General features: G+C 62.7%; 19 protein-coding genes. 1 reads left to right on the top strand and 18 read right to left on the bottom strand.

All coding sequences use genetic code 11. The features are described from left to right. Nucleotides 1-21 precede the first annotated feature (21 nt). Nucleotides 22-945, bottom strand: a complete 924-nt coding sequence (locus RI103_RS04805; protein ID WP_310814256.1) for a histone deacetylase family protein — start codon at nt 943-945, stop codon at nt 22-24. A 293-nt stretch (nt 946-1,238) separates the two neighbouring features. Here RI103_RS04805 and mltB point away from each other — a divergent pair, with 293 nt between their 5' ends. Further along, nucleotides 1,239-2,387 carry a lytic murein transglycosylase B gene (gene mltB, locus RI103_RS04800; protein ID WP_310815173.1) on the top strand — a complete coding sequence of 383 codons (1,149 nt, stop codon included), beginning with the start codon at nt 1,239-1,241 and terminating at the stop codon, nt 2,385-2,387. Between the two features lie 108 nt (nt 2,388-2,495). On the opposite strand, the gene cysM is transcribed toward mltB, so the two are convergent. The 17 genes from cysM to gyrA all read right to left on the bottom strand — a co-directional run bounded on the left by cysM (nt 2,496) and on the right by gyrA (nt 22,171). Then, nucleotides 2,496-3,398 carry a cysteine synthase CysM gene (cysM, locus tag RI103_RS04795; protein ID WP_310814255.1) on the bottom strand — a complete coding sequence of 301 codons (903 nt, stop codon included), beginning with the start codon at nt 3,396-3,398 and terminating at the stop codon, nt 2,496-2,498. A gap of 273 nt (nt 3,399-3,671) precedes the next feature. Beyond that, nucleotides 3,672-4,037, bottom strand: coding sequence for a helix-hairpin-helix domain-containing protein (locus RI103_RS04790; protein WP_310814253.1), 366 nt, complete (start codon nt 4,035-4,037; stop codon nt 3,672-3,674). Between the two features lie 77 nt (nt 4,038-4,114). Then, nucleotides 4,115-5,107, bottom strand: coding sequence for an ADP-glyceromanno-heptose 6-epimerase (gene rfaD, locus RI103_RS04785; RefSeq protein ID WP_310814252.1), 993 nt, complete (start codon nt 5,105-5,107; stop codon nt 4,115-4,117). A 144-nt stretch (nt 5,108-5,251) separates the two neighbouring features. Next, a complete protein-coding gene (gene rfaE1 / locus RI103_RS04780; RefSeq protein WP_310814251.1) occupies nt 5,252-6,259 on the bottom strand; it encodes a D-glycero-beta-D-manno-heptose-7-phosphate kinase in 1,008 nt (335 codons plus the stop codon). Further along, a complete protein-coding gene (locus RI103_RS04775; protein ID WP_310814250.1) occupies nt 6,225-7,628 on the bottom strand; it encodes a UDP-glucose/GDP-mannose dehydrogenase family protein in 1,404 nt (467 codons plus the stop codon). Before RI103_RS04775 ends, rfaE1 begins: the two co-directional genes overlap by 35 nt. Before the next feature lie 147 nt (nt 7,629-7,775). Next, entirely contained in the window at nt 7,776-8,951 is a 1,176-nt protein-coding gene (lapB, locus tag RI103_RS04770; protein ID WP_168794882.1) for a lipopolysaccharide assembly protein LapB, read from the bottom strand. 68 nt (nt 8,952-9,019) lie between these two features. Continuing rightward, nucleotides 9,020-9,313 carry a lipopolysaccharide assembly LapA domain-containing protein gene (locus tag RI103_RS04765; protein WP_095418546.1) on the bottom strand — a complete coding sequence of 98 codons (294 nt, stop codon included), beginning with the start codon at nt 9,311-9,313 and terminating at the stop codon, nt 9,020-9,022. A 485-nt stretch (nt 9,314-9,798) separates the two neighbouring features. Continuing rightward, nucleotides 9,799-10,122, bottom strand: a complete 324-nt coding sequence (locus RI103_RS04760) for an integration host factor subunit beta (protein WP_012433973.1) — start codon at nt 10,120-10,122, stop codon at nt 9,799-9,801. 32 nt (nt 10,123-10,154) lie between these two features. Then, nucleotides 10,155-11,888 (bottom strand): 30S ribosomal protein S1, encoded by a 1,734-nt coding sequence (gene rpsA, locus RI103_RS04755; protein ID WP_042321879.1) that lies wholly within the window; start codon nt 11,886-11,888, stop codon nt 10,155-10,157. 165 nt (nt 11,889-12,053) lie between these two features. Continuing rightward, complete coding sequence (cmk, locus tag RI103_RS04750) at nt 12,054-12,740, bottom strand: (d)CMP kinase (protein ID WP_310814248.1); 687 nt, start codon at nt 12,738-12,740, stop codon at nt 12,054-12,056. Between the two features lie 35 nt (nt 12,741-12,775). Further along, entirely contained in the window at nt 12,776-14,080 is a 1,305-nt protein-coding gene (gene aroA, locus RI103_RS04745; protein WP_310814247.1) for a 3-phosphoshikimate 1-carboxyvinyltransferase, read from the bottom strand. A 19-nt stretch (nt 14,081-14,099) separates the two neighbouring features. Further along, nucleotides 14,100-15,041: a prephenate dehydrogenase/arogenate dehydrogenase family protein gene (locus RI103_RS04740; protein WP_310814246.1), complete on the bottom strand. Its 942-nt coding sequence runs from the start codon at nt 15,039-15,041 to the stop codon at nt 14,100-14,102. A 52-nt stretch (nt 15,042-15,093) separates the two neighbouring features. Then, nucleotides 15,094-16,206: a histidinol-phosphate transaminase gene (gene hisC / locus RI103_RS04735; protein WP_310814245.1), complete on the bottom strand. Its 1,113-nt coding sequence runs from the start codon at nt 16,204-16,206 to the stop codon at nt 15,094-15,096. Between the two features lie 79 nt (nt 16,207-16,285). Beyond that, complete coding sequence (gene pheA / locus RI103_RS04730; protein WP_310814244.1) at nt 16,286-17,368, bottom strand: prephenate dehydratase; 1,083 nt, start codon at nt 17,366-17,368, stop codon at nt 16,286-16,288. Nucleotides 17,369-17,446: 78 nt separating this feature from the next. Beyond that, nucleotides 17,447-18,529: a 3-phosphoserine/phosphohydroxythreonine transaminase gene (gene serC / locus RI103_RS04725; RefSeq protein WP_310814243.1), complete on the bottom strand. Its 1,083-nt coding sequence runs from the start codon at nt 18,527-18,529 to the stop codon at nt 17,447-17,449. Nucleotides 18,530-18,820: 291 nt separating this feature from the next. After that, nucleotides 18,821-19,423: a DUF2059 domain-containing protein gene (locus RI103_RS04720; RefSeq protein WP_095420280.1), complete on the bottom strand. Its 603-nt coding sequence runs from the start codon at nt 19,421-19,423 to the stop codon at nt 18,821-18,823. Between the two features lie 123 nt (nt 19,424-19,546). Further along, nucleotides 19,547-22,171, bottom strand: a complete 2,625-nt coding sequence (gyrA, locus tag RI103_RS04715) for a DNA gyrase subunit A (protein WP_310814242.1) — start codon at nt 22,169-22,171, stop codon at nt 19,547-19,549. Nucleotides 22,172-22,173 lie beyond the last annotated feature (2 nt).

Raw genomic sequence — 22,173 nt, 5'->3', positions numbered from 1 at the left:
GCCGCTATGCAGGGCGGCGGCTCAGATCCCGGCAAGCGAGCGCACGTGAGCAACCACGCTGCGCCCCAACGCGGACAGGTTGTAGCCGCCTTCGAGACAGCTGACGATCCGGCCGTGCGAATACCGCTTCGCAATCTCGCGTATCTGATCGGTGATCCAGGCGTAATCGTCTTCGACGAGGCCCATGTTGCCGAGGTCGTCCTCGCGATGTGCGTCGAAACCGGCCGAGATGAACAGCATCTGCGGCTTGAATTCATGGAGGCGCGGCAACCACAGCATGTCCACCGCCTCGCGCACCGCCATGCCTTTCGAACGCGCCGGCATCGGCACATTGCACATGTTGAGCGCCTGATTGTCGGCACCGGTGAACGGATAAAACGGATGCTGGAAGATGCTGCACATCAGCACGCGTGAATCGCCCGAGAAGGCCGCTTCGGTGCCGTTGCCGTGATGCACGTCGAAGTCGATGATGGCGACGCGCTCCAAGCCGTGCACTTCGAGCGCATGACGCGCGGCGATCGCGACATTGTTGAAGAAGCAGAAGCCCATGGCGCGCGCCGGCTCCGCATGGTGGCCGGGCGGGCGCACGCTGCAGAAGGCATTGTCGTAGCGGCCTTCGATCACCGCGTCGGTTGCGGCGACCGCGGCGCCCGCGGCGCGCAACGCGGCCTGCAAGGTATGCGGGTTCATCGACGTATCGGGGTCGATTTCGGCTGTGCCTTCAGCGGGCGAGCGGCTGCGGATGTAATCGACGTGAGCTTGCGTATGCACGCGCAGTAACGCGGCGTCGTCGGCGAGCGGCGGCGACTCGCGCTCGATCAGCGAGTCGATGCGGCTCGCGATCAATTGATCTTCGATGGCCTGCAGACGCGCGGGGCATTCGGGATGCCATTGCCCCATATCGTGCAGCAGACAGTCGGCGTGGGAATAGAAGCCTGTTGCCATGTTTCGCTTTTTGCGGCGTCACGCTTTTGAGGCGCGCGCGGCATGTCTCCATCCAGGGGCGCGCGCCCTCGGCGCGCCAACATGCATCAAGTTACCACACCATGCGGCTGTGACGCGTCAGGCACAGTTTTGCGCAGAGGCCTCGGGTATACTGCCCCGATCGGTTTTTCCCGTCTTCCCTTGTCTCCAGCGCCACGCACCTCCAGCTCACTATGACCGTCAAGCTTGCTCTGTCTGCACGAAACCGGCTAAGCATCAGAACCATGGCCGCCGCACTGTCCGTCGCATCGTGCATGTTCATGGCAACCAGTCCGGCGATTGCGCAAAGCGCCGGCAAGAAACCGCCGGTGCTGCTCGCGCAAAGCCAGCCGCAACCTGCCGTGCCGCAAGGGCAAACGTTTGAAGAAGAGATCATCCCGCAGCGCTACGCGAACAATGCCGATGTCAATGCGTTCATCAACGACATGGTCGCGCGCTACGACTTCGACGAGTCCGCGCTGCATTCGCTCTTTGCCGGCGTGAGCTATTCGGCGACCGCGGTCAAGCTCGTGACGCCGTCGCCTTCGCCGTCGGTCAAGAACTGGCGCGTGTATCAGTCGCGTTTCCTCGACCAGGTGCGCATCAATGCAGGCGTGCGCTTCTGGCGCGCGAACCAGGCCACGCTGCAACGCGCCTATGAAGAGTTCGGCGTGCCGCCGGAAGTGATCGTCGGCATCATCGGGGTGGAGACGATCTATGGGCGCTTCATGGGCAACTTCCGCGTGCTCGACGCGCTGACCACGCTCAGCTTCGACTATCCGAACACCAATAATCGCGCGGATCGCCAGGCGACCTTCCGCAAGAATCTCGAAGACTACCTGGTGTGGACGCGCGACTCGCAGATCGATCCGACCACGGTGCTCGGCTCCTACACCGGCGCGATCGGCATTCCGCAGTTCCTGCCGAGCAGCATCGTGCAATACGCGGTGAGCTACGACGGCAACAAGCAGATCGATCTGCGCACGAGCCAGGCGGATGCGATCGGCAGCGTGGCGAATTATCTGCGTCAGAACGGTTGGGAAAACGGCCGTCCGGTGGTATGGAAGATCGGCTCGGACGCCGGCAGCCTCGGCGTCGCGCAAGCAGCCGCCGACGGCCAGCCGGAGCCGCACTGGCCGCTCAGTCAGTTGCTGCGCGCCGGGTTGCTGCTGAACGAGCCGGATGTGGATATCGCGTCGGAAGCCGGTACGCCGGTGACGGTGGTGGATCTACCCTCGCCGGGACGTGGCACCGAGTTCATGCTCGGCTTGAAGAACTTCTACGTGCTGACGCGTTATAACCGCAGCTTCTTCTACGCGCTCGCGGTGTATCAGTTGGGCCAGCGGGTCAAGGCGCAGATGGAAGCCGGCGACGCGACGAACGCTGTCAACAACGCGGCGCCGCCGGCTGCGGCGTCGCAATAACCGGCAGTGCGGGCGCCGAATGCGTCGCGCCGATCGATGAGATGAAAAAAGCGCCGGTCTTGAACCGGCGCTTTTTCGTTAACGAGCGAGACTTTCCAGGCGACGCGTTTACGCGGGAAACACACCGGTCGACAGATAACGGTCGCCGCGATCGCAGACGATGAACACGATCGTCGCATTCTCGACCTGCCGCGCGACGCGCAGCGCCACTTCGCAAGCGCCGCCCGACGAGATGCCGGCGAAAATCCCTTCCACCGACGCCATGCGGCGCGCCATCGCTTCCGCGGCGGCCTGGCTCACATTCTCGACACGGTCCACGCGGCTGCGATCGAAAATCTTCGGCAGATAGGCTTCCGGCCATTTGCGGATGCCCGGAATACGCGAACCCTCTTCGGGTTGCGCGCCGATGATCTCGATGGCCTGATTCTGTTCTTTCAGATACGTGGACACGCCCATGATCGTGCCGGTCGTGCCCATCGACGACACGAAGTGGGTAATGCGCCCTTCGGTGTCGCGCCAGATTTCCGGGCCCGTGCCCTCGATGTGCGAGGCCGGATTATCAGGATTGGCGAACTGATCGAGGATGATGCCCTTACCTTCGCGCTGCATCTGCTCGGCCAGATCGCGTGCGTACTCCATGCCGCCCGTGACCGGCGTGAGCACGATCTGCGCGCCATATGCGGCCATGCTCTGACGGCGTTCCACCGACAGATCTTCCGGCATGATCAGGACCATCTTGTAGCCACGTACCGCTGCCGCCATGGCGAGCGCGATGCCGGTGTTGCCGCTGGTCGCTTCGATCAGCGTGTCACCCGGCTTGATGCGCCCGCGCGCTTCCGCTTTCTTGATCATCGACAACGCCGGGCGATCCTTCACCGAGCCCGCCGGGTTGTTACCCTCGAGCTTCGCAAGAATCACGTTATTGCGGCTGCGGATCTCGTCGTCAGGGAGCCGGACGAGTTGTACGAGCGGCGTATTGCCGATCGTGTCTTCAATCGTTTTGTAAGCCATATCGGTTCTGGTGCTGTCGATGCGCGGAGTCTTCAATCCATCGATTCTAAACCACCGTGCCCGCGGCTGCCGCGCGGCCCTTCTGTCCGCATGGATGCAGGCGCCCGTGTCCGAGCGCCCGCAACGCAAAAAGCCCGCGGCTGAGCACCGCGGGAGCCAGTCATCTGCATGACAGCTGAAGGAGTGTTACTGCCAACTCCGACCATGAAGGGAAACGACGGGGATGGACTCCGCGCGCGGGTCACCAGGCCCGCGCGCTGAATCCGCGTGAGCTTATTTCTTCACTGCCACCGTGGCGTTGTTCTTCGGCGTGGCGGCCGGAACGGCCGCGCCTTTGGTCTGTGCAGACGCCGCAGCCTGCGGGTTAGCAGCCGCGCCAGCCGGACCGACAGCGAGACCCTCCGCCTGCAGGCGCTCGACGGTATGCCCGCCCATGCCTTTGACGCGCTTGCCGAGATCGGCCGGGTCCTTGAACGGACCATGCGCTGCACGCTCGTCGAGAATGGCTTTCGCTTTGGCAGGACCGATGCCCTTGATGCCGCGCAGCGCGTCCTCATTGGCCGTGTTGACGTCGACCGCCGCATAAGCGTGGCCGAAAGCGGCCAGCATGGCCGCGGTAACCAGAATTTTTCGAAACATATGGAATCTCCCTCGTACAACCGGTTGGCGACCATCACCAACCGGGAGATTCCAGTTTAAAGAGGGATCCGAAAGATTTACACCTGGCCGAATAGCCAACGCACGTAACGATCGACACCTTCCTGCACGCTCAGGAACGGCGCGTCGTAACCGGCCGCGCGCAGCTTCGACTGATCCGCCTGCGTGAAGCACTGGTACTTGCCGCGCAAGGCATCGGGGAACGCAATGTATTCGATCAGCCCTCGCTGCACCTGCTCCGCGAGCGACAGCGCCGGTTCGTTGTTCAGCGCGCGCAGCGTGTTGACCACCGTGCTGGCGATGTCGTTGAACGGTTGCGCGCGCCCGCTGCCCAGATTGAAGATGCCCGACTTGTCCGGATTGTCGAAGAAGAACAGGTTGACCTTCACCACGTCTTCCACGGAGACGAAGTCGCGTGTCTGTTCACCCGCGGCGTAGCCGTTGTATTCGCCGAACAGCTTGACCTTGCCCTCGGCGCGAAACTGGTTGAAGTTGTGAAACGCCACCGATGCCATGCGCGCCTTGTGCGTTTCGCGCGGCCCGTAGACATTGAAATAACGGAAGCCGGCAATCTGGCTCTTCGCGGTCGGCAGCACGCGGCGGATCACCTGGTCGAACAGGAACTTCGAGTAGCCGTACACGTTCAGCGGCTGCTCGACTTCGCGCTCTTCGACGAAACGGCTCGAACCGCCATACGTTGCCGCCGACGATGCGTACAGGAACTGGATGTTCTGCGCGAGACAGACGTCGAGCACGTCGCGGCTATAGCGGAAGTTGTTGTCCATCATGTAGCGACCGTCGGTTTCCATCGTGTCCGAACAGGCGCCTTCGTGGAAAATCGCGCGCACCTTGCCGAAGTCGCCGCGCTTGAAGCGTTCGACGAACTCGGTCTTGTCTAGGTAGTCGTCGATCTCGCAGTCGACGAGGTTCTTGAACTTGTCCGCGCGCGTGAGGTTATCGACCGCGATGATGCGTTGTTCACCGCGCTCGTTGAGCGCCTTCACGAGATTGCTGCCGATAAACCCGGCCGCGCCGGTGACGATGAGGGTCATGATGAGCCTGCGGTAAAGAGCTTTGCATGGGATCGGAGCAAGTGCCCAAGCGCTCGCTCCAATCGACAGATTCGGTCGATGCCCCGCGGATCTCTTTTTTGCGCGTCGCTCACGACCGCACAGCGGGAGACCCAGCGGTTCGCATCAATGAAAAAGTTCGTCGTAGTTCACGGTGGCGGTGCCGAGTTTGCCGACCACGATACCGGCCGCGCGATTCGCGAGCCCGACCGCCTCGACCAGCGTCAAACCCGCGCCGAGCATGGCGGCGAGCGTGGCGATCACGGTGTCGCCCGCGCCCGAGACATCATACACTTCGCGCGCGACCGCCGAGGCGTGCAGGATGCCGTCGTCCGAGAAGAGCGTCATACCCTCTTCCGAACGCGTCAGCAGCAGCGCCTTGAATTGCAGGTCGGCGCGCAGTTTCGTCACCCGCGCGATCAGATCTTCTTCCGATTTCCATTGGCCGACCACCTCGCGCAACTCGGCGCGGTTCGGCGTGATCAGCGTGGCGCCGCGATAGCGTTCCCAGTCGTCGCCCTTCGGATCGACCAATACCGGCTTGCCTGCCGCGTGCGCCTTCGCGATCATCTGCGTAACGTGAGTCAGGCCGCCCTTCGCGTAGTCGGACATCAGGATCACGTCGTGCGACGGCAGCAGTTCGTCGAACCGCGCGAGGCCCGCGAGCAGCACTTCGTGCGCTGGCGTGTTTTCGAAATCGACCCGCAACAGCTGCTGCTGGCGCGACAGCACGCGCAGCTTGATCGTGGTGAGAAGCGCCGGATCGCGTTCGAGATGCGGCTTCACACCGCTTTCGGCCAGCAGCTGCACGATGCGCTCGCCGGGCTCGTCATGGCCGACCACGCACAGCAAGCCGGCTTGCGCGCCGAGCGCGACCGCATTGCGCGCGACGTTCGCCGCGCCGCCGAGGCGGTCTTCCTGACGCTGCACGTGCACGACCGGCACCGGCGCTTCCGGCGAAATACGGTTCACGTCGCCGAACCAGTAGCGATCGAGCATGACGTCGCCCACCACCAGCACGCGCGCTGCGCCGAGCTGTTCGCGCGGCACTACCGTGAGTTGCGGCGCGGGCGTGGACGGCGTGGCGCCAGGCACGGCCTCAGGCATCGGCCGGAAGTTCAGAGGGTTGGGCATAAGGGCGTCCAATCGAATGATAGTCGATGCCGAGCTCGGTCATCGCGTCCGGTTCATACAGGTTGCGGCCGTCGAAAATCAGCGGCGACTTCAGCACCGATTTCAGATGGACGAAATCCGGACTCTTGAATTCTTTCCATTCGGTCACGATCACGAGGGCGTCGGCGCCAGTGAGCGTTTCGTCCTGTGTGGTCGTGAAGGTGAGACGCGCGAACTGATCGGGTGAATCGTGCAGATCCATGGCGAAGACGCGGCGCGCTTCGGTCACCGCGACCGGATCGTACGCGCGCACTTGCGCGCCGCGCAGCAGCAGTTCCGCGATCAGGCGGCGGCTCGGCGCCTCGCGCATATCGTCGGTATTCGGCTTGAACGCGAGGCCCCACACGGCGAACGTGCGGCCGCTCAGATCGTCGCCGAGCTTGCCCGTGATCTTGTGCACCAGCACGTCTTTCTGCCTGTCGTTCACTTCCTCGACCGCTTCGAGAATGCGCAGATTGTGACCGCTTTCGCTGGCCGTGCGAATCAGCGCCTGCACATCCTTCGGGAAACACGAGCCGCCGTAGCCGCAGCCGGCATACAGGAAGTGATAGCCGATGCGCGGATCGGAGCCGATGCCGCGACGCACGGCTTCGATATCCGCGCCGACGCGGTCGGCCAGATTCGACATTTCGTTCATGAACGAAATGCGCGTGGCGAGCATTGCATTGGCGGCATATTTGGTGAATTCAGCCGAGCGCACGTCCATGTACAGCGTGCGTTCGTGATTGCGGTTGAACGGCGCGTACAGACGCTTCATCAGTTCGCGCGCGCGCAGGCCGGGCGCGTCTTCGTCCAGGCCGATCACGATGCGGTCGGGGCGCATGAAGTCGTCGACCGCGGCGCCTTCCTTCAGGAACTCGGGATTGGACACTACCGAGAAGCGATGCTGCGCGCTGTCGGCGAGCCCGCGTTTGGCCAGCTCTTCTTCGACCACCGCGCGTACGCGCTGCGCGGTGCCGACCGGCACCGTCGACTTGTCGACGATCACCTTGAAGCCGTTCATCGTGCGGCCGATGTTGCGCGCCGCTTCGAGCACGTATTGCAGATCCGCCGAGCCGTCTTCGTCCGGCGGCGTGCCGACGGCGATGAACTGCACGTCGCCGTGCGCGACGCTGGCTTCGACATCCGTGGAGAACGTAATGCGCCGCGCCGCGCGCGTGCGGGCGATCATCTCCTGCAAACCGGGCTCGTGAATGGGCACGCCGCCGTTATTGAGGATTTCGATCTTGCGCGGATCGACGTCGAGACAGAAAACGTCGTGACCGATCTCAGCGAGACACGCGCCGGTGACAAGACCCACATAGCCCGTGCCGATAATGGTGATTTTCATACGCTTTCCGGTAGAGGGTTCCGGTGTTGATTCCCGGCGATGAAGCCGGTCAGAAACACATTGCGAAATCCGCCCGCGCAGGAGCGGTTGCCATACGCCGGGCGGCAGTGCGACTGCGCAGCCGAACCCGGCGCTGCCGCCCGAGCGTCAGTTCGACGCGGTGATCGGCTCGACGCGACGCGGCGCATAGGTTTCCCAACCGCTGCAACCCGGGCACTGCCAATAGAAAAGCCGCGCCCTGAAACCGCAATTCTGGCACGTGTACCGTGGCAGATTTTTTGTGCGCTGGCGGATCAGCGTGCGCATCAGTTCGAGTTCGCTGCGCCGCGGTTCTTCCGCGACGGCTTCCTGCGCCTCGAGCAGCCGCGTCATGCCCGCCAGATTCGGCGACTTCTGCATTTGCGAACGTGCCAGCGCATGGGCGGCGTCGGGTCCGCGCAGCGATGCGACGTGCTGGTAGGCCACGTCGAGCAGGTCGTTGGTCGGATAGCGGTCCACCCACGTGGTGAGCAGATCGGCGCCATCCTGCGGGCGACCGAGCGCTTCGTAGGCCTTCATCAACTTTTCCGCGACCAGCGGCAGATAGGCCGGATTCTGCTCCTCCACGCGCCGCCATTGGGCGATGGCCGCTTCCGGCGCGCCGCCGGCCGCGTCGACGTCGCCGAACAGGATCGTGGCGCGCACGTTGGTCGGGTTCGCCTTCAGCGCGAAGCCGAGCTGGCGCCGCGCCTCGTCCGGCTTTTTCTGCTGTAGCGCTTCCTGGGCGAGTTCGCAGTGAAACTGCGCGATTTCCTTGTCGAGCGACTCCGCGCCCATTGTTTCCAGATGACGCGCGGTGTCGATGGATTTGACCCAGTCCTTCTCGATTTCGTAGATGGTGAGAAGCGCGCGCTGCGCGCCCAACGCGTAGTCGCCGGTTTCGAGCGAGCGGAACGTTTCTTCCGCGCGATCGAGCAGCCCCGCCTTCAGGAAGTCTTGCCCCAACTCGTAGAGCGCGTGATCGCGCTCGCTGACCGGCAGGTCGGCGCGGCTCAACAGATTCTGATGCACGCGAATCGCGCGATCCGTTTCACCGCGGCGCCGGAACAGATTGCCCAGCGCGAAGTGCAACTCGACCGTTTCCGGATCGAGCTTGACCACTTCGATGAACGCATCGATCGCCTGGTCCGGCTGCTCATTGAGCAGAAAGTTCAGGCCGCGGAAATACGAGCGCGGCAGGTTGGCGCTTTCGGACAGCAGCGTCTTGAGGTCGTAGCGCGCAGCCATCCAGCCAAACGCGAACGCGACGGGTATGACGAGCAGCCACCAGAAGTCTAGATCCATGCGATTAATGCAAATGTGCGGGAAAGCGAAAACGGAAAGCCGCGCTCACGAAGCGCGGCGCAGGGCATTCAGATCAGCGGCGGCATGGGCGGTTGTTCGACCACGACCGGGGTTTCGCGCGCCACCCGCAACTCGCGCTTGAGCCGGCCATTTTCCATGCGCAAGCGCAGCATGGCCGGCATCGACGACACCAGCCCGGCCAGCAGCCCCACCACGAAGAACGCGAGGCCGATCAGGATCAACGGCGCCGACCATGCGTAGCCGGCGAGGAAATTCAGCGTAGCAGGTTGTGTATTGGAGAGCGCCAGCACCAGCAGCAGCACGAACACCAGCACACGGATCAGCCAGACGATAAATTTCATGAATAGGTCTCTTGACGGCAGTTGCGGGGTGACGCCGGCTTGATGGCGCGTCGCGCCACGGTGTTGCCCGCGCCGAAGTGACCCGTATTGTAATTGAAGCCCTCGCGGCTGGGCAGGAACTGGCGGATTGCGGGCTTACGCGGGGTTTGTCTTGTTTGATTGAATACGTGGGGGTGCGTCTGTTTGTTAGGTTTGCCGGTGGCACTTGCGAGCCGCGTCTGCATGCTAGTGGGCGCGTGCTTGCCGGTCGGCTTGTGGGCATTGCTTGTGGACCGTACCTACCGGTCGGCTTGTGGGCATCGCTTACGGGCCGTGCTCGCCGGTCGGCTTGTGGGCATTGCTGGTGGGGACGGCGACCGCGGCGCAACATGCCGAACGTACAGACGAAAAAAAAAGCGCCCGAAGGCGCTTTTTCTGGTCTTTTGCCGACTGGCTTTGGCCGCTGACGCTACCAATGCCACGCTGCAAACAGCACAGCGAAGCATTTACAGGTCGTCATCCGGCTCTTCGGCCTTCAACGGCTCACCCGCACGGCGATCTACCCGCTCGCGCAATTCCTTGCCCGGCTTGAAGTGCGGTACGTATTTCTCAGGCACCAACACCTTCTCGCCCGATTTCGGATTACGCCCGACGCGGGAGGGACGGCGGTTAAGGCCGAAGCTGCCGAAGCCGCGAATTTCGATGCGATGACCGTTGGCAAGTGCCTCCGACATCGCATCAAGCATCGTCTTCACCGCGAAATCCGCATCTTTAAGGACAAGTTGCGGAAATCGCGCAGCCAGCTGGGCGACCAATTCCGATTTGGTCATACTGCAGCAGACCTCTCAAGAAAACTCAAGGCTTACTGGTTCTGGCCGTCGAGCTTGGCCTTCAGCAGCGCGCCGAGGTTCGTCGTGCCGGTAGCTGCCGAGCTCGAATCCGACGAAGCCAGGCCGCGGATCGCTTCCTGTTGCTCAGCCGAATCCTTGGCCTTGATCGACAGGTTGATGCCACGCGACTTGCGATCGATGTTGATGATCATCGCGTTGACCTTGTCGCCTTCCTTCAGCACGTTGCGAGCATCTTCCACGCGGTCTTGTGCGATTTCCGAAGCGCGCAGGTAGCCTTCGACTTCCGCCGACAGCTGAACCACGGCACCCTTCGCGTCCACCGTCTTGACCACGCCGTCGACGATCGAACCCTTGTCGTTCATTGCAACGAAGTTGCTGAACGGGTCGCCTTCGAGCTGCTTGATGCCCAGCGAAATGCGTTCCTTCTCGACGTCGATGCCGAGAACGATCGCTTCCACTTCGTCGCCCTTCTTGTACTTGCGAACTGCTTCTTCGCCCGTTTCGCTCCACGACAGGTCGGACAGGTGAACCAGACCGTCGATGCCGCCCGGCAGACCGATGAAGACGCCGAAGTCGGTGATCGACTTGATTGCGCCTTGCAGCTTGTCGCCCTTCTTGAAGTTGCGGCTGAAGTCGTCCCACGGGTTCGGCTTGCATTGCTTCATGCCGAGGCTGATACGGCGGCGGTCTTCGTCGATTTCGAGAACCATGACTTCGACTTCGTCGCCCAGTTGCACAACCTTCGACGGTGCAACGTTCTTGTTCGTCCAGTCCATTTCCGACACGTGAACCAGGCCTTCGATGCCCGATTCGACTTCGACGAATGCGCCGTAGTCGGTGATGTTGGTGACCTTACCGAACAGGCGCGTGCCCGACGGGTAACGGCGCGAGATGCCTTCCCACGGATCGTCGCCCAGTTGCTTGATGCCCAGCGAAACGCGGTTCTTCTCTTGATCGAACTTGAGGATCTTCGCGGTGACTTCCTGGCCAACCGACAGCACTTCGCTCGGGTGACGCACACGACGCCATGCGATGTCGGTGATGTGCAGCAGGCCGTCGATACCGCCGAGGTCCACAAACGCGCCGTAATCCGTGATGTTCTTCACCACGCCTTCCACGATCGCGCCTTCCTTCAGCGTTTCGAGCAGCTTTGCGCGCTCTTCGCCTTGCGTGGCTTCGATCACGGCACGGCGCGACAGCACGACGTTGTTACGCTTGCGGTCGAGCTTGATGACGCGGAATTCCAGCGTCTTGCCTTCGTACGGGGTCGTGTCCTTGACCGGACGCGTATCGACCAGCGAACCCGGCAGGAATGCGCGGATGCCGTTGACCATGACGGTCATGCCGCCCTTGACCTTGCCCGTGATGGTGCCGGTCACGAGTTCGTTGTTGTCGAGAGCCTTTTCCAGCGACAGCCACGAAGCGAGGCGCTTCGCCTTGTCGCGCGACAGGATCGTGTCGCCATAGCCGTTTTCCAGCGCGTCGATCGCGACGGAAACGAAGTCGCCCGCCTGCACTTCTACCTCGCCCGCGTCGTTCAGGAACTCTTCGAGCGGGATGTAGGCTTCGGACTTGAGACCAGCGTTGACGACCACGAAGTTGTGGTCGACACGCACGACTTCGGCGGAGATCACTTCGCCGGCGCGCATGTCTTGCTTGGTCAGCGACTCTTCGAACAGAGCCGCAAAAGATTCGGTATTCGGGGTAGAGGTTTGCAGGTCGGACATAAAAATCAAAATTTGCATGGTTCTCGCGGTGCCAGGCTGGCCGGACGGTCAGCAACAACGGCCAAGAGAGCGAATGCCACGCGGGGTTAAAGGGTTAACACAACGCTTCGCGACGATCGCGAAGCACCTACTGACAACGGACTTTCTACTGCGCCTACGCCTGAAGCACAACGCGTACTTTCATCAGGCATGCGGGACTAAAGCTTCATACCACTGCACCACTTGCTCGACCGCCTGGTCGACCGACAATGCGGAGGTATCAAGCAGCTTTGCATCCGCTGCGGGCTTGAGTGGCGCGGCTGCGCGCTGACTGTCACGCTCATCGCGCTCACGCAAATCCCGGAGCAAGTCATCTATATTAGCAGAAAATCCTTTTTGGATCAATTGCTTATGCCGGCGCGCCGCGCGGGCCTCGACGCTGGCGGTCATGAACACCTTCAGCACGGCGTCCTGGAAGATCACGGTGCCCATATCGCGGCCGTCCGCGACCAGCCCCGGTTCCTTACGGAAAGCCCGCTGACGCGCCACCAGCGCGCTGCGCACCGGCGCGTGCACGGCGATCGCCGAGGCGCGCCCGCCGACTTCCTCGGCGCGAATCTCGGCCGAGACATCGACGCCGTCGAGCTGCGCCAGTCCCTCGCGAAAGGTGATGTGCAGGTCGTCGATCAGTTTTGCAAGGGCGTCGGCGTCGTGCGCCGCAATGTCGTAGCGCAGGCTGGCGAGCGCGGCGAGACGGTACAGCGCGCCGCTATCCAGCAAGTGGAAGCCGAGGCTCGCGGCAACCAGCGCGGCCACGGTGCCTTTGCCGGAGGCACTCGGGCCGTCGATCGTAATGACGGGCGTCTGGTGAAAGGGACGGGTCGGTTTCATCGAAAAAGTCGCACGTCAGTCGATTCGGGGTCGAATCAGGGTTGAGCAAGCGCGGTGAAGCGCTCGAAATAATCGGGAAACGTCTTGCCGACGCACTTCGGGTCGTTGATCCGCACCGGCACGCCGCCGAGGCTCACCAGCGAAAAGCACATGGCCATGCGGTGATCGTCGTAGGTGTCGATGGCGGCGTTCGGAATCAGCTTTTCAGGCGGTTCGATGATGAGGTAGTCCTCGCCTTCCTGCACCTTCGCGCCGACCTTGCGCAGCTCGGTCGCCATCGCGGCGAGCCGGTCGGTTTCCTTCACGCGCCAGCTGGCGATATTGCGCAGCGTGGTCGCGCCGTCCGCGAACAGCGCCGCGACGGCGATCGTCATGGCGGCGTCGGGAATCAGGTTGCAGTCCATGTCAATCGGCTCGAGCTTGCCGCTGTCGTGGCCGACGCCGCGCACTTCGATCCAGTCGTCGCCCATCTGCAGGTTCGCGCCCATCCTGATGAGCGCATCGGCAAAGCCGACGTCGCCCTGGATGCTGGCCCGGCCGACGCCCTCCACCTTCAGCGGCCCGCCGCCAAGCGCGCCGGCTGCGAGGAAATACGAAGCGGACGACGCATCGCCCTCCACCATGATCGTGCCCGGTGACTGATAGCGCTGCCCCGCCGGCACGACGAACTGATGCCAGCCGTGGCGTTCGACCTTGATGCCGAAGCGCTCCATCAGCTTGATGGTGATCTCGATGTACGGCTTCGAGATCAGTTCGCCGTCCACCTGCACGGTGCTCACGCCGCTTTCGGTGCGCACAAGCGGCAACGTCATGAGCAGCGAAGTGAGGAACTGGCTGGACACGTCGCCGCGTACGGTGATCGGCGAGTCAGCGTTGATCTGCCCTGGACGAATCCGCAGCGGCGGATAGCCTTCGTTCTCTTCATAGTCGATCTTCGCGCCGAGCTGGCGCAGACCGTCCACCAGATCTCCGATCGGCCGCTCGTGCATGCGCGGCACGCCGTGAATGCGATAGTCGCCGCCGTTGACCGCCAGCGCCGCCGTCAGCGGACGCACCGCCGTACCCGCATTGCCAAGAAACAGATCGGCCGTGCGCGCCGTGAAGGCGCCACGCGTGCCGGTCACGACGCAGGTGTCGCCGTCGCGCTTCAGACGCACGCCGAGCTTTTCGAGCGCGTCGAGCATCACGCGGGTGTCGTCGGAGTCGAGCAGGTTCGTGATAGTGGTTTCACCCTCGGCGAGCGCCGCAAGCAGCAGCACTCGATTCGAGATGCTCTTCGAGCCAGGCAGACGAACCGTGCCGGACGCGTGGGAAAACGGTCCGAGATCGAGGAATTCCATGATTGAGTCCAGTTTCCGGTTATTTCGACGCGTCGGTATTGGCGACGCCGCCAGCGCGCTGTTCCTGCCATTCCGTGCGCGCCACGCGCGAGCGCGCGAACACGCTTTCGAGCGCGGCGCCGTCGGCGGCTTCGATGGCCACGCGCAAGCGCGCGAGCACCGCCGTGTAGGCGTCGAGTTCGTCGAGCAGCGCGACGCGATTGGCGACGCACACGTCGCGCCACATTTCCGGGCTCGACGCGGCAATCCGCGTGAAGTCGCGGAAACCGCCCGCGGCAAACGAGAATTTCAGCGCGGCGTCGGGCGAACTGAGAATGTGCTCGACCAGCGCGAACGAGAGCACGTGTGGCAAATGGCTGACCGACGCGAACACGCGGTCGTGCTGCTCGGGCGCCATGTTGCGCACGAGCGCGCCGGTGGCGCGCCACATTGCCGCGACGCGCTCCACGTCGGCCGGTGCGTTCTCAGGCAGCGGGCACAGCACGACATTGCGGCCCACATACAAGTCGGGCAAGGCCGCATCCACGCCGCTTGCCTCGCGGCCGGCAATCGGATGCCCAGGCACGAACTGGCCGATGCGCGCGCCGAGCGCCGTGCGGGCTGCGGCGACCACGTCCGATTTGGTGCTGCCGGCGTCGGTGACGATCGTGGCAGCATCGAGAAACGGCGCGATGCGTTCGAGCAGCGGTTGGGTCTGCGCGACGGGCGCGGCCAGCAACACGAAGTCGGCGCCGGACAGCGCTTCACGCAGCGAGGCGTCGTCGTTCAACGCCGCCGAAACGTCGATCACGCTCAATTCCAGAGCACGCTCGGTGGATGCGATGGAACGCCCCACACCGATCACCTTGCGGGCCCCCTCGACCTCGCCCTGCTCGCGTAACGCGCGCGCGAGCGATCCGCCGATCAGGCCGACACCGAAAATTACCAGCTTGTTAAAAGAAAACACGGCCACGTCGGTCACAGATAAAGCGCGCCTTTCATGCTGACGAGGCGCGCGGGTCAAGGGTTATCGCTTACGGGGTGGCAAGCGTCTTTTCGAGCGCCGCAATAAATGCTTCGTTTTCTTCCGGCAGGCCGATCGTGACGCGCAGCCATTGCGGCAAACCGTAGTTGCCAACCGGGCGCACGATCACGCCCTGCTTCAGCAACTCCAGGTTGACGCGGTTACCGGCCGCGTCGTCGTTGCCGACGCGCACCAGCACGAAATTGCCATCCGACGGCACATACTCCAGGCCGAGCTTGTCGAACGCTTCGGTCAAGCGGCGATAGCCTCGCGCGTTCAACGCCGCGCTCTTTTCCAGAAAGGCCTTGTCGTTCAGCGCGGCGATCGCCGCGGCTTGCGCGAGCGTGTTCACGTTGAACGGCTGACGCAGGCGATTCAGCAGATCGGTCAACTCAGGCTGCGCGATCGCGAAGCCCACGCGCAAACCGGCCAGGCCAAACGCCTTCGAGAACGTGCGCGACACCAGCAGATTCGGATAGCGACGCACCCACGCGATCGAGTCGTAGCGCTTTTCTTCCGGCAGATATTCCGTGTACGCCTCGTCGAGCACGACGGCCACATTGCGCGGCACCTTGTCGAGAAACGCTTCGAGCTTCGGTCCTTCGATGAACGTACCCGTCGGGTTATTCGGGTTGGCGACGAAAATCAGGCGCGTGTCGTCGGTGATGGCCGCGAGCATCGCGTCGAGGTCATGACCGTATTTGACCGCCGGCACGACGATCGCGCGCGCGCCCAGGCCTTGCGTGGCCAACGCGTAAACCGCGAACGAATACTGTGCATAGACGATCGACTGGCCCTTTTCCACAAACGCGTGCGCGGCGATTTCGAGGATGTCGTTGCTGCCGTTGCCGAGTGTGATCCAATCGGCCGGCACGCCGTAGCGCTCGCTCAGCGCGGCCTTCAACTCGAACGCATTCGCGTCCGGGTAGCGGCCCAGCTCGCTGGCGGCCTGCGCCATGGCACGCTGCGCCGACTCCGGCATGCCGAGCGGATTCTCGTTCGACGCGAGTTTCACGATGGTCGCTTCGTCCAGACCGAACTCGCGGGCCACTTCCGAAATCGGTTTGCCTGCGATGTAAGGCGCAATGGCGCGCACGTAGGAAGGACCGAAAGACGCTGTCATGAGAATCTCCGAACGACTATGAGTAATTGAATGCGCGGCGGACGCGGCCGGGATGCCACGGGCCGCCGCTTGACTGTCATTAGCGGGCGCGCGGATACGAGCCCAGAATCTTCAGGAACGCAGCCTTCTCGCCGAGTTCGGTAAGCGCGGCGGCAACCGCCGGATCGTCGCGATGGCCTTCGACGTCGATGTAGAAGTAATACTCCCACGTGCCGACGCGCGCCGGACGCGATTCGAAGCGCGTCATGGAGACGCTGTGACGCGCCAGCGGCTCCAGCAGCTTGACCATCGCGCCCGGCTCGTTCACTACCGACACGATCAGCGACGTCTGGTCATAACCGCTCGGGCCGGCCGGCTGCTTGCCGATCATCACGAAACGCGTGCGGTTGTGCGGATCGTCCTGAATCAGCGCATACGCCACTTGCAGGCCGTAGTGGGTCGCCGCACGATCGCCGGCGATTGCCGCGACGGTCGGGTCTTCCGCTGCCATGCGTGCCGCTTCCGCGTTACTCGATACGGCCTGGCGCTCCAGATGCGGCGCGTTGCTCGACAGCCAGCGCTGACACTGGGCAAGCGCCTGCGCGTGCGCGCACACGCGCGTCACGCCCGTGAGGCCGCCGTTCAGCGTCAACAGATTGTGGTGGATCGGCAAAGCCAGCTCGCCGCCGATCGTGAGTTGCGTTTGCAGCAGCAGATCGAGCGTGCGCGACACCGCGCCTTCGGTCGAATTCTCGACCGGCACGACGCCGAATTCCGCGGCGCCGGCTTCGACCGAGCGGAACACTTCGTCGATCGACGGACACGCCAGTCCTTCGATCGATTGACCGAAGTACTCGTGCATTGCCTGTTCGCTGTAAGTGCCGACCGGGCCGAGGTACGCGGCCTTGATGGTCTTCTCGAGCGCGCGGCTCGCGGCCATGATCTCGCGCCAGATCGCGCTGATATGCTCGCTCGCGAGCGGCCCTTCGCTCATGTCCTGCAGACGCGCGATCACCTGCTGCTCGCGCTCCGGCCGGAACACCGGCGCGTTGAAATGCTTCTTGACCTCGCCCACTTCGAGCGCCACCGCGGCGCGCTGATTGAGGAGCGCGATCAACTGCGCGTCGAGCGCGTCGATGCGTTCGCGAAGAGGTTTGAGTCGGGTATTGAGTTCGTCGTCCATGCGTGAAAACGGCCCTGCCGGTAGCTGCTGCAAAAATGCGTGCTGGAAAGGATGCGCGCGCCCGCTAGCCAGTGTGGCTCAGGCGCTGCGCTGTTCGAATTCCTTCATGTATTCGACAAGCGCTTTGACGCCCTCGAGCGGGACGGCGTTATAAATCGACGCCCGCATGCCGCCGACGGACTTGTGGCCCTTTAGCTGCACCATTCCCCGCGCTTTCGCGCCGGCCAGGAAATCTTCATTGCGCGACTCGTCCGCGAGGAAGAACGGTACGTTCATCCGCGAGCGCGAGCCGCGTTCGACCTTGTTCAGATAGAAGCTGCTCGAGTCGATCGTGTCGTACAGCAGCTTCGACTTCTCGACATTACGCGCTTCCATTGCGGCAAGGCCGCCCTGCTTCTTCAACCATTTAAACACCAGCCCGGCGATGTAGATCGCATAGGTGGGCGGCGTGTTGTACATCGAATTGTTCTCGGCGACGGTCTTCCATTCGAACGCCGACGGGCAGATCGACTGCGCGCGATCCAGCAAGTCTTCGCGCACGATCACCACCGTCACGCCGGCCATGCCGATATTCTTCTGCGCGCCGCCGAACAGCACGCCGTATTTGGCGATGTCCATGGGACGCGACAGGATGTGCGACGAGGCGTCGGCCACCAGCGGAATATCGCCGAGATCGGGAATCTCGAACGTCTCGACGCCGTGGATCGTCTCGTTCGTGCACAGATGCACGTACGCCGGGTCGTCCGACAGTTGCCATTCGGAGCGCGCCGGCGCGCGGGTGAAACCCTCGGCCGTCTGGCCGCTCGCCGCCAGATGCACGGTGCCGTACCTCTGCGCTTCCTTCAGCGACTTCTGCGACCACGAACCCGTCACGACGAAATCCGCGCGCGGCTTCGCGCCCATCAGATTCATCGGCACGATCGCGTTCTCGCCGAGACCGCCGCCTTGCAGGAACAGGATGCGATGGCTGGCGGGCACATCGAGCAAGTCACGCAGGTCGACGAGCGCTTCCTCGTGGATCGACATGAACTCTTTCCCGCGATGGCTCATTTCCATCACGCTCATACCGCTGCCTTGCCAATCGAGCATTTCGCCGGCGGCTTGACGCAGTACTTCTTCGGGCATGGCCGCAGGGCCGGCGGAGAAATTAAAGACGCGCATCGTGAGATCCTGGAAGCAGGCGCAAAAAAGAAAATCGCGCAAAGATCGGCGAAGCTGGCAGCCGGGCGAACAATCACCGTGAAGCTGGCAACCCGATATTGCCGGCGCGATTTTCCGACACGGGTTCGGACCATTTCGCGCCGAAAAAGAAAATGGCCGTCCGCGCGTGTGCGCAAACGGCCATTATCGCATTGTCACCGCCAAGCCGCCAAACCCGGCGCGCCATCATTCCACGGCGGGCCTGCCAGGCGGCGGCTGGCGCGATGTCAGCGCAGCCTTTCGGCTTTGGAGTTACTTGGCCGGCTTGACCGAAGCGACTTCCTTGTCGGCCTGGTCACGCGTTGCCTTGATCGACTGCGGCATGTACTTTTGCATCAAGCCGTTCACGACGTCGCGGCCAACCTGGTCTTGCACCTGGATGAACTTGCGGCCGGTCGGGCTCTTGTAGAACGTCGTCAGATCTTTGATTTCCGACGTGCTGTAGTACTTCGCGTAAGCGTCGTACTGAGCTTGCATGGCGTCTTGACGGAAACTGTCCGTTGCGAACACCTGACCTGCGCCGTCAACCAGCTTCGGCACTGCATTCTTTTGCAGCGTCGGGACGGAAGCCTGCTTCTGCTTGTCCGTCATCGTCTTGTTTTCGCTCAGCGCGTCCGACAGGATAGCCGGGACCAGCTGCTTGGCTTGCATCTGGGCGCTGTTGCCGATCGCGCCGACGAGCTTCTGCGCGTCGATTGCGTCCAACAGGTCCTTGATTGCAGCCTGCTTGGCCGGATCAACCGGTGCTGCGGCAGCAGCCGGAGCCGCCGGAGCCGAGCTCTGAAGCGCTTGAGCCATGGCAAAGGTCGGCACGAGGGCAGCCAGCAACATCAGTTGTTTGAATCGTTTTTGCATCATTACTCCCTAATAGAAATGAACTTGAGCAGCAAGCCGCGCGGGACACGTATCAGCCCGACACGTCATTATTCCCGGCGCAGCTTTCAACTAATCACTGAGACTGTAAGACGCTGACGCGAATCAGGCCGCACCGCCCTCTTCGCCGCCGTTGTCACCTTCGACGTCGCCTTCCGCATCACCTTCGGCTTCGGCCTCCGCAACCTGTTGCAGACCTGAAAGCTTGGTCCCTTCATCAAGGCTGATGAGTGTAACACCTTGGGTTGCACGTCCCATTTCTCGAATTTCCGACACTCGCGTACGGATCAGCACGCCCGTATTGGTGATCAGCATGATCTGCGCTTCCTGATCGACCAGCGTGGCGGCGACGACCTTGCCGTTGCGCTCCGACGTCTGGATCGCGATCATGCCCTTCGTACCACGGCCGTGACGGGTGTACTCGATGATCGGCGTGCGCTTGCCGAAACCGTTTTCCGTCGCGGTGAGCACCGACTGCTGCTCGTCGCCGGCCACCAGCAATGCGATCACGTTCTGGCCCTCTTCGAGCTGCATGCCTCGCACGCCGCGCGCTTCGCGGCCCATCGGACGCACGTCGTTCTCGTCGAAGCGAACCGCCTTGCCCGAATCCGAGAACAGCATCACGTCGTGCTGGCCGTCAGTGATGGCGGCGCCGATCAGGTAGTCGCCGTCATCCAGACCGACCGCAATAATACCCTTGCGCAACACGCGGCCAAAGGCTTCCAGCGGCGTCTTTTTTACGGTTCCTAACGCGGTGCCCATGAAGACGAATTTGTCAGCCGAGAATTCCTTGACCGGCAGGACAACCGTAATCTTTTCGCCTTCCTGAAGCGGGAAGATATTGATAATCGGACGGCCGCGCGAATTGCGCGAACCTTGCGGCACTTCATAGACCTTCACGCTATAGACACGACCGCGATTCGAGAAGCACAGGATGTGATCGTGCGTGTTCGCGATGAACAGCGTGTCGATCCAGTCGTCTTCTTTCATCGCCGTGGCCTGCTTGCCGCGGCCACCCCGCTTCTGCGCACTGTATTCGGACAACGGCTGCGATTTCACGTAGCCGGCGTGCGACATGGTCACGACCATCTCTTGCGGCGTGATCAGATCTTCGGTGTTCAGTTCGGTGGCGTTCAGCTCGATCTTCGAGCGGCGCGCGTCACCGAATTCGGTTTTGATCGACGTGAGTTCGTCGACGATGATCGCCGTAATGCGTTCCGGGCGAGCCAGGATATCCAGCAGGTCGGCGATTTGCGCCATGACTTCGCGGTACTCGCCGATGATCTTGTCCTGCTCCAGGCCAGTCAGGCGCTGCAGACGCATCTGCAGAATTTCCTGAGCCTGGGTGTCGGACAGACGGTAGAGGCCGTCGGACTGCATGCCGAACGACGGATTCAAGCCGTCAGGACGGTAGGCTTCGCGGCCGCCCGCCGTCGCGTTTTCCGTCTCGGCGCGCGACAACATTTCGCGCACCAGCGACGAATCCCACGGACGCGCCATCAATTCCTGCTTGGCGATCGGCGGAGTCGGCGCGGCTTTGATGATCGCGATGAACTCGTCGATGTTGGCGAGCGCGACCGCCAGACCTTCGAGCACGTGGCCGCGTTCGCGCGCCTTGCGCAGTTCGTATACAGTGCGCCGCGTCAGCACTTCCCGGCGATGCGACAGGAAACACGACAGCATTTCCTTCAGGTTCAGCAGCTTCGGCTGGCCGTCGACCAGCGCGACCATGTTCATGCCGAAGGTGTCCTGAAGCTGGGTCGCCTTGTACAGATTGTTGAGAACCACTTCCGGCACTTCGCCGCGCTTCAGCTCGATCACGACGCGCATGCCGCTCTTGTCGGATTCGTCGCGGATGTCGGAAATACCTTCCAGCTTCTTCTCGTTGACCAGCTCGGCGATGCGCTCCAGAAGCGAGCGCTTGTTCACCTGGTACGGCAATTCGTCGACGATGATCGCCATGCGCTGGCCGCGATCGATTTCCTCGAAGTGCGTGAGCGCGCGCATCACCACGCGGCCACGGCCGGTGCGATAGCCGTCGCGCACGCCCGCCACGCCGTAGATGATGCCGGCGGTCGGGAAGTCGGGCGCCGGAATGATCTCGATCAGTTCGTCGATCGTGGCTTCCGGGTTCTTGAGCAGATGCTGGCAGGCGTCGACAACCTCGTTGAGGTTGTGCGGCGGGATGTTGGTCGCCATGCCGACCGCGATGCCGGACGAGCCATTGATCAGCAGATTGGGAATACGCGCCGGCAAGATGGCCGGTTCGTTTTCGCTGCCGTCGTAGTTCGGCGTGAAGTCGACCGTTTCCTTGTCGATGTCGGCCAGCAGTTCGTGGCCGATCTTCGCCATGCGGATTTCGGTGTACCGCATCGCCGCGGCATTGTCGCCGTCGACCGAGCCGAAGTTGCCCTGACCATCCACCAGCATGTAGCGCAACGAGAAGTCTTGCGCCATCCGGACGATGGTGTCGTAAACAGCCGTGTCGCCGTGCGGGTGGTATTTACCGATGACGTCGCCGACAATACGCGCCGACTTCTTGTACGCCCGGTTCCAGTCGTTGTTCAGTTCGTGCATCGCGTACAGCACGCGCCGGTGTACCGGCTTCAGGCCATCGCGAACATCGGGAAGCGCACGCCCTACGATCACGCTCATCGCGTAATCGAGATACGAACGGCGCATTTCCTCCTCTAGGGAGATTGGCAGAGTCTCTTTGGCGAATTGATCCATTA

This window comes from Paraburkholderia sp. FT54 (assembly GCF_031585635.1).
Taxonomy (GTDB): Bacteria; Pseudomonadota; Gammaproteobacteria; order Burkholderiales; family Burkholderiaceae; genus Paraburkholderia.
The sequence above is the reverse complement of the archived record's forward strand: the minus strand, read 5'-3'. Positions and strand labels throughout refer to the sequence as shown.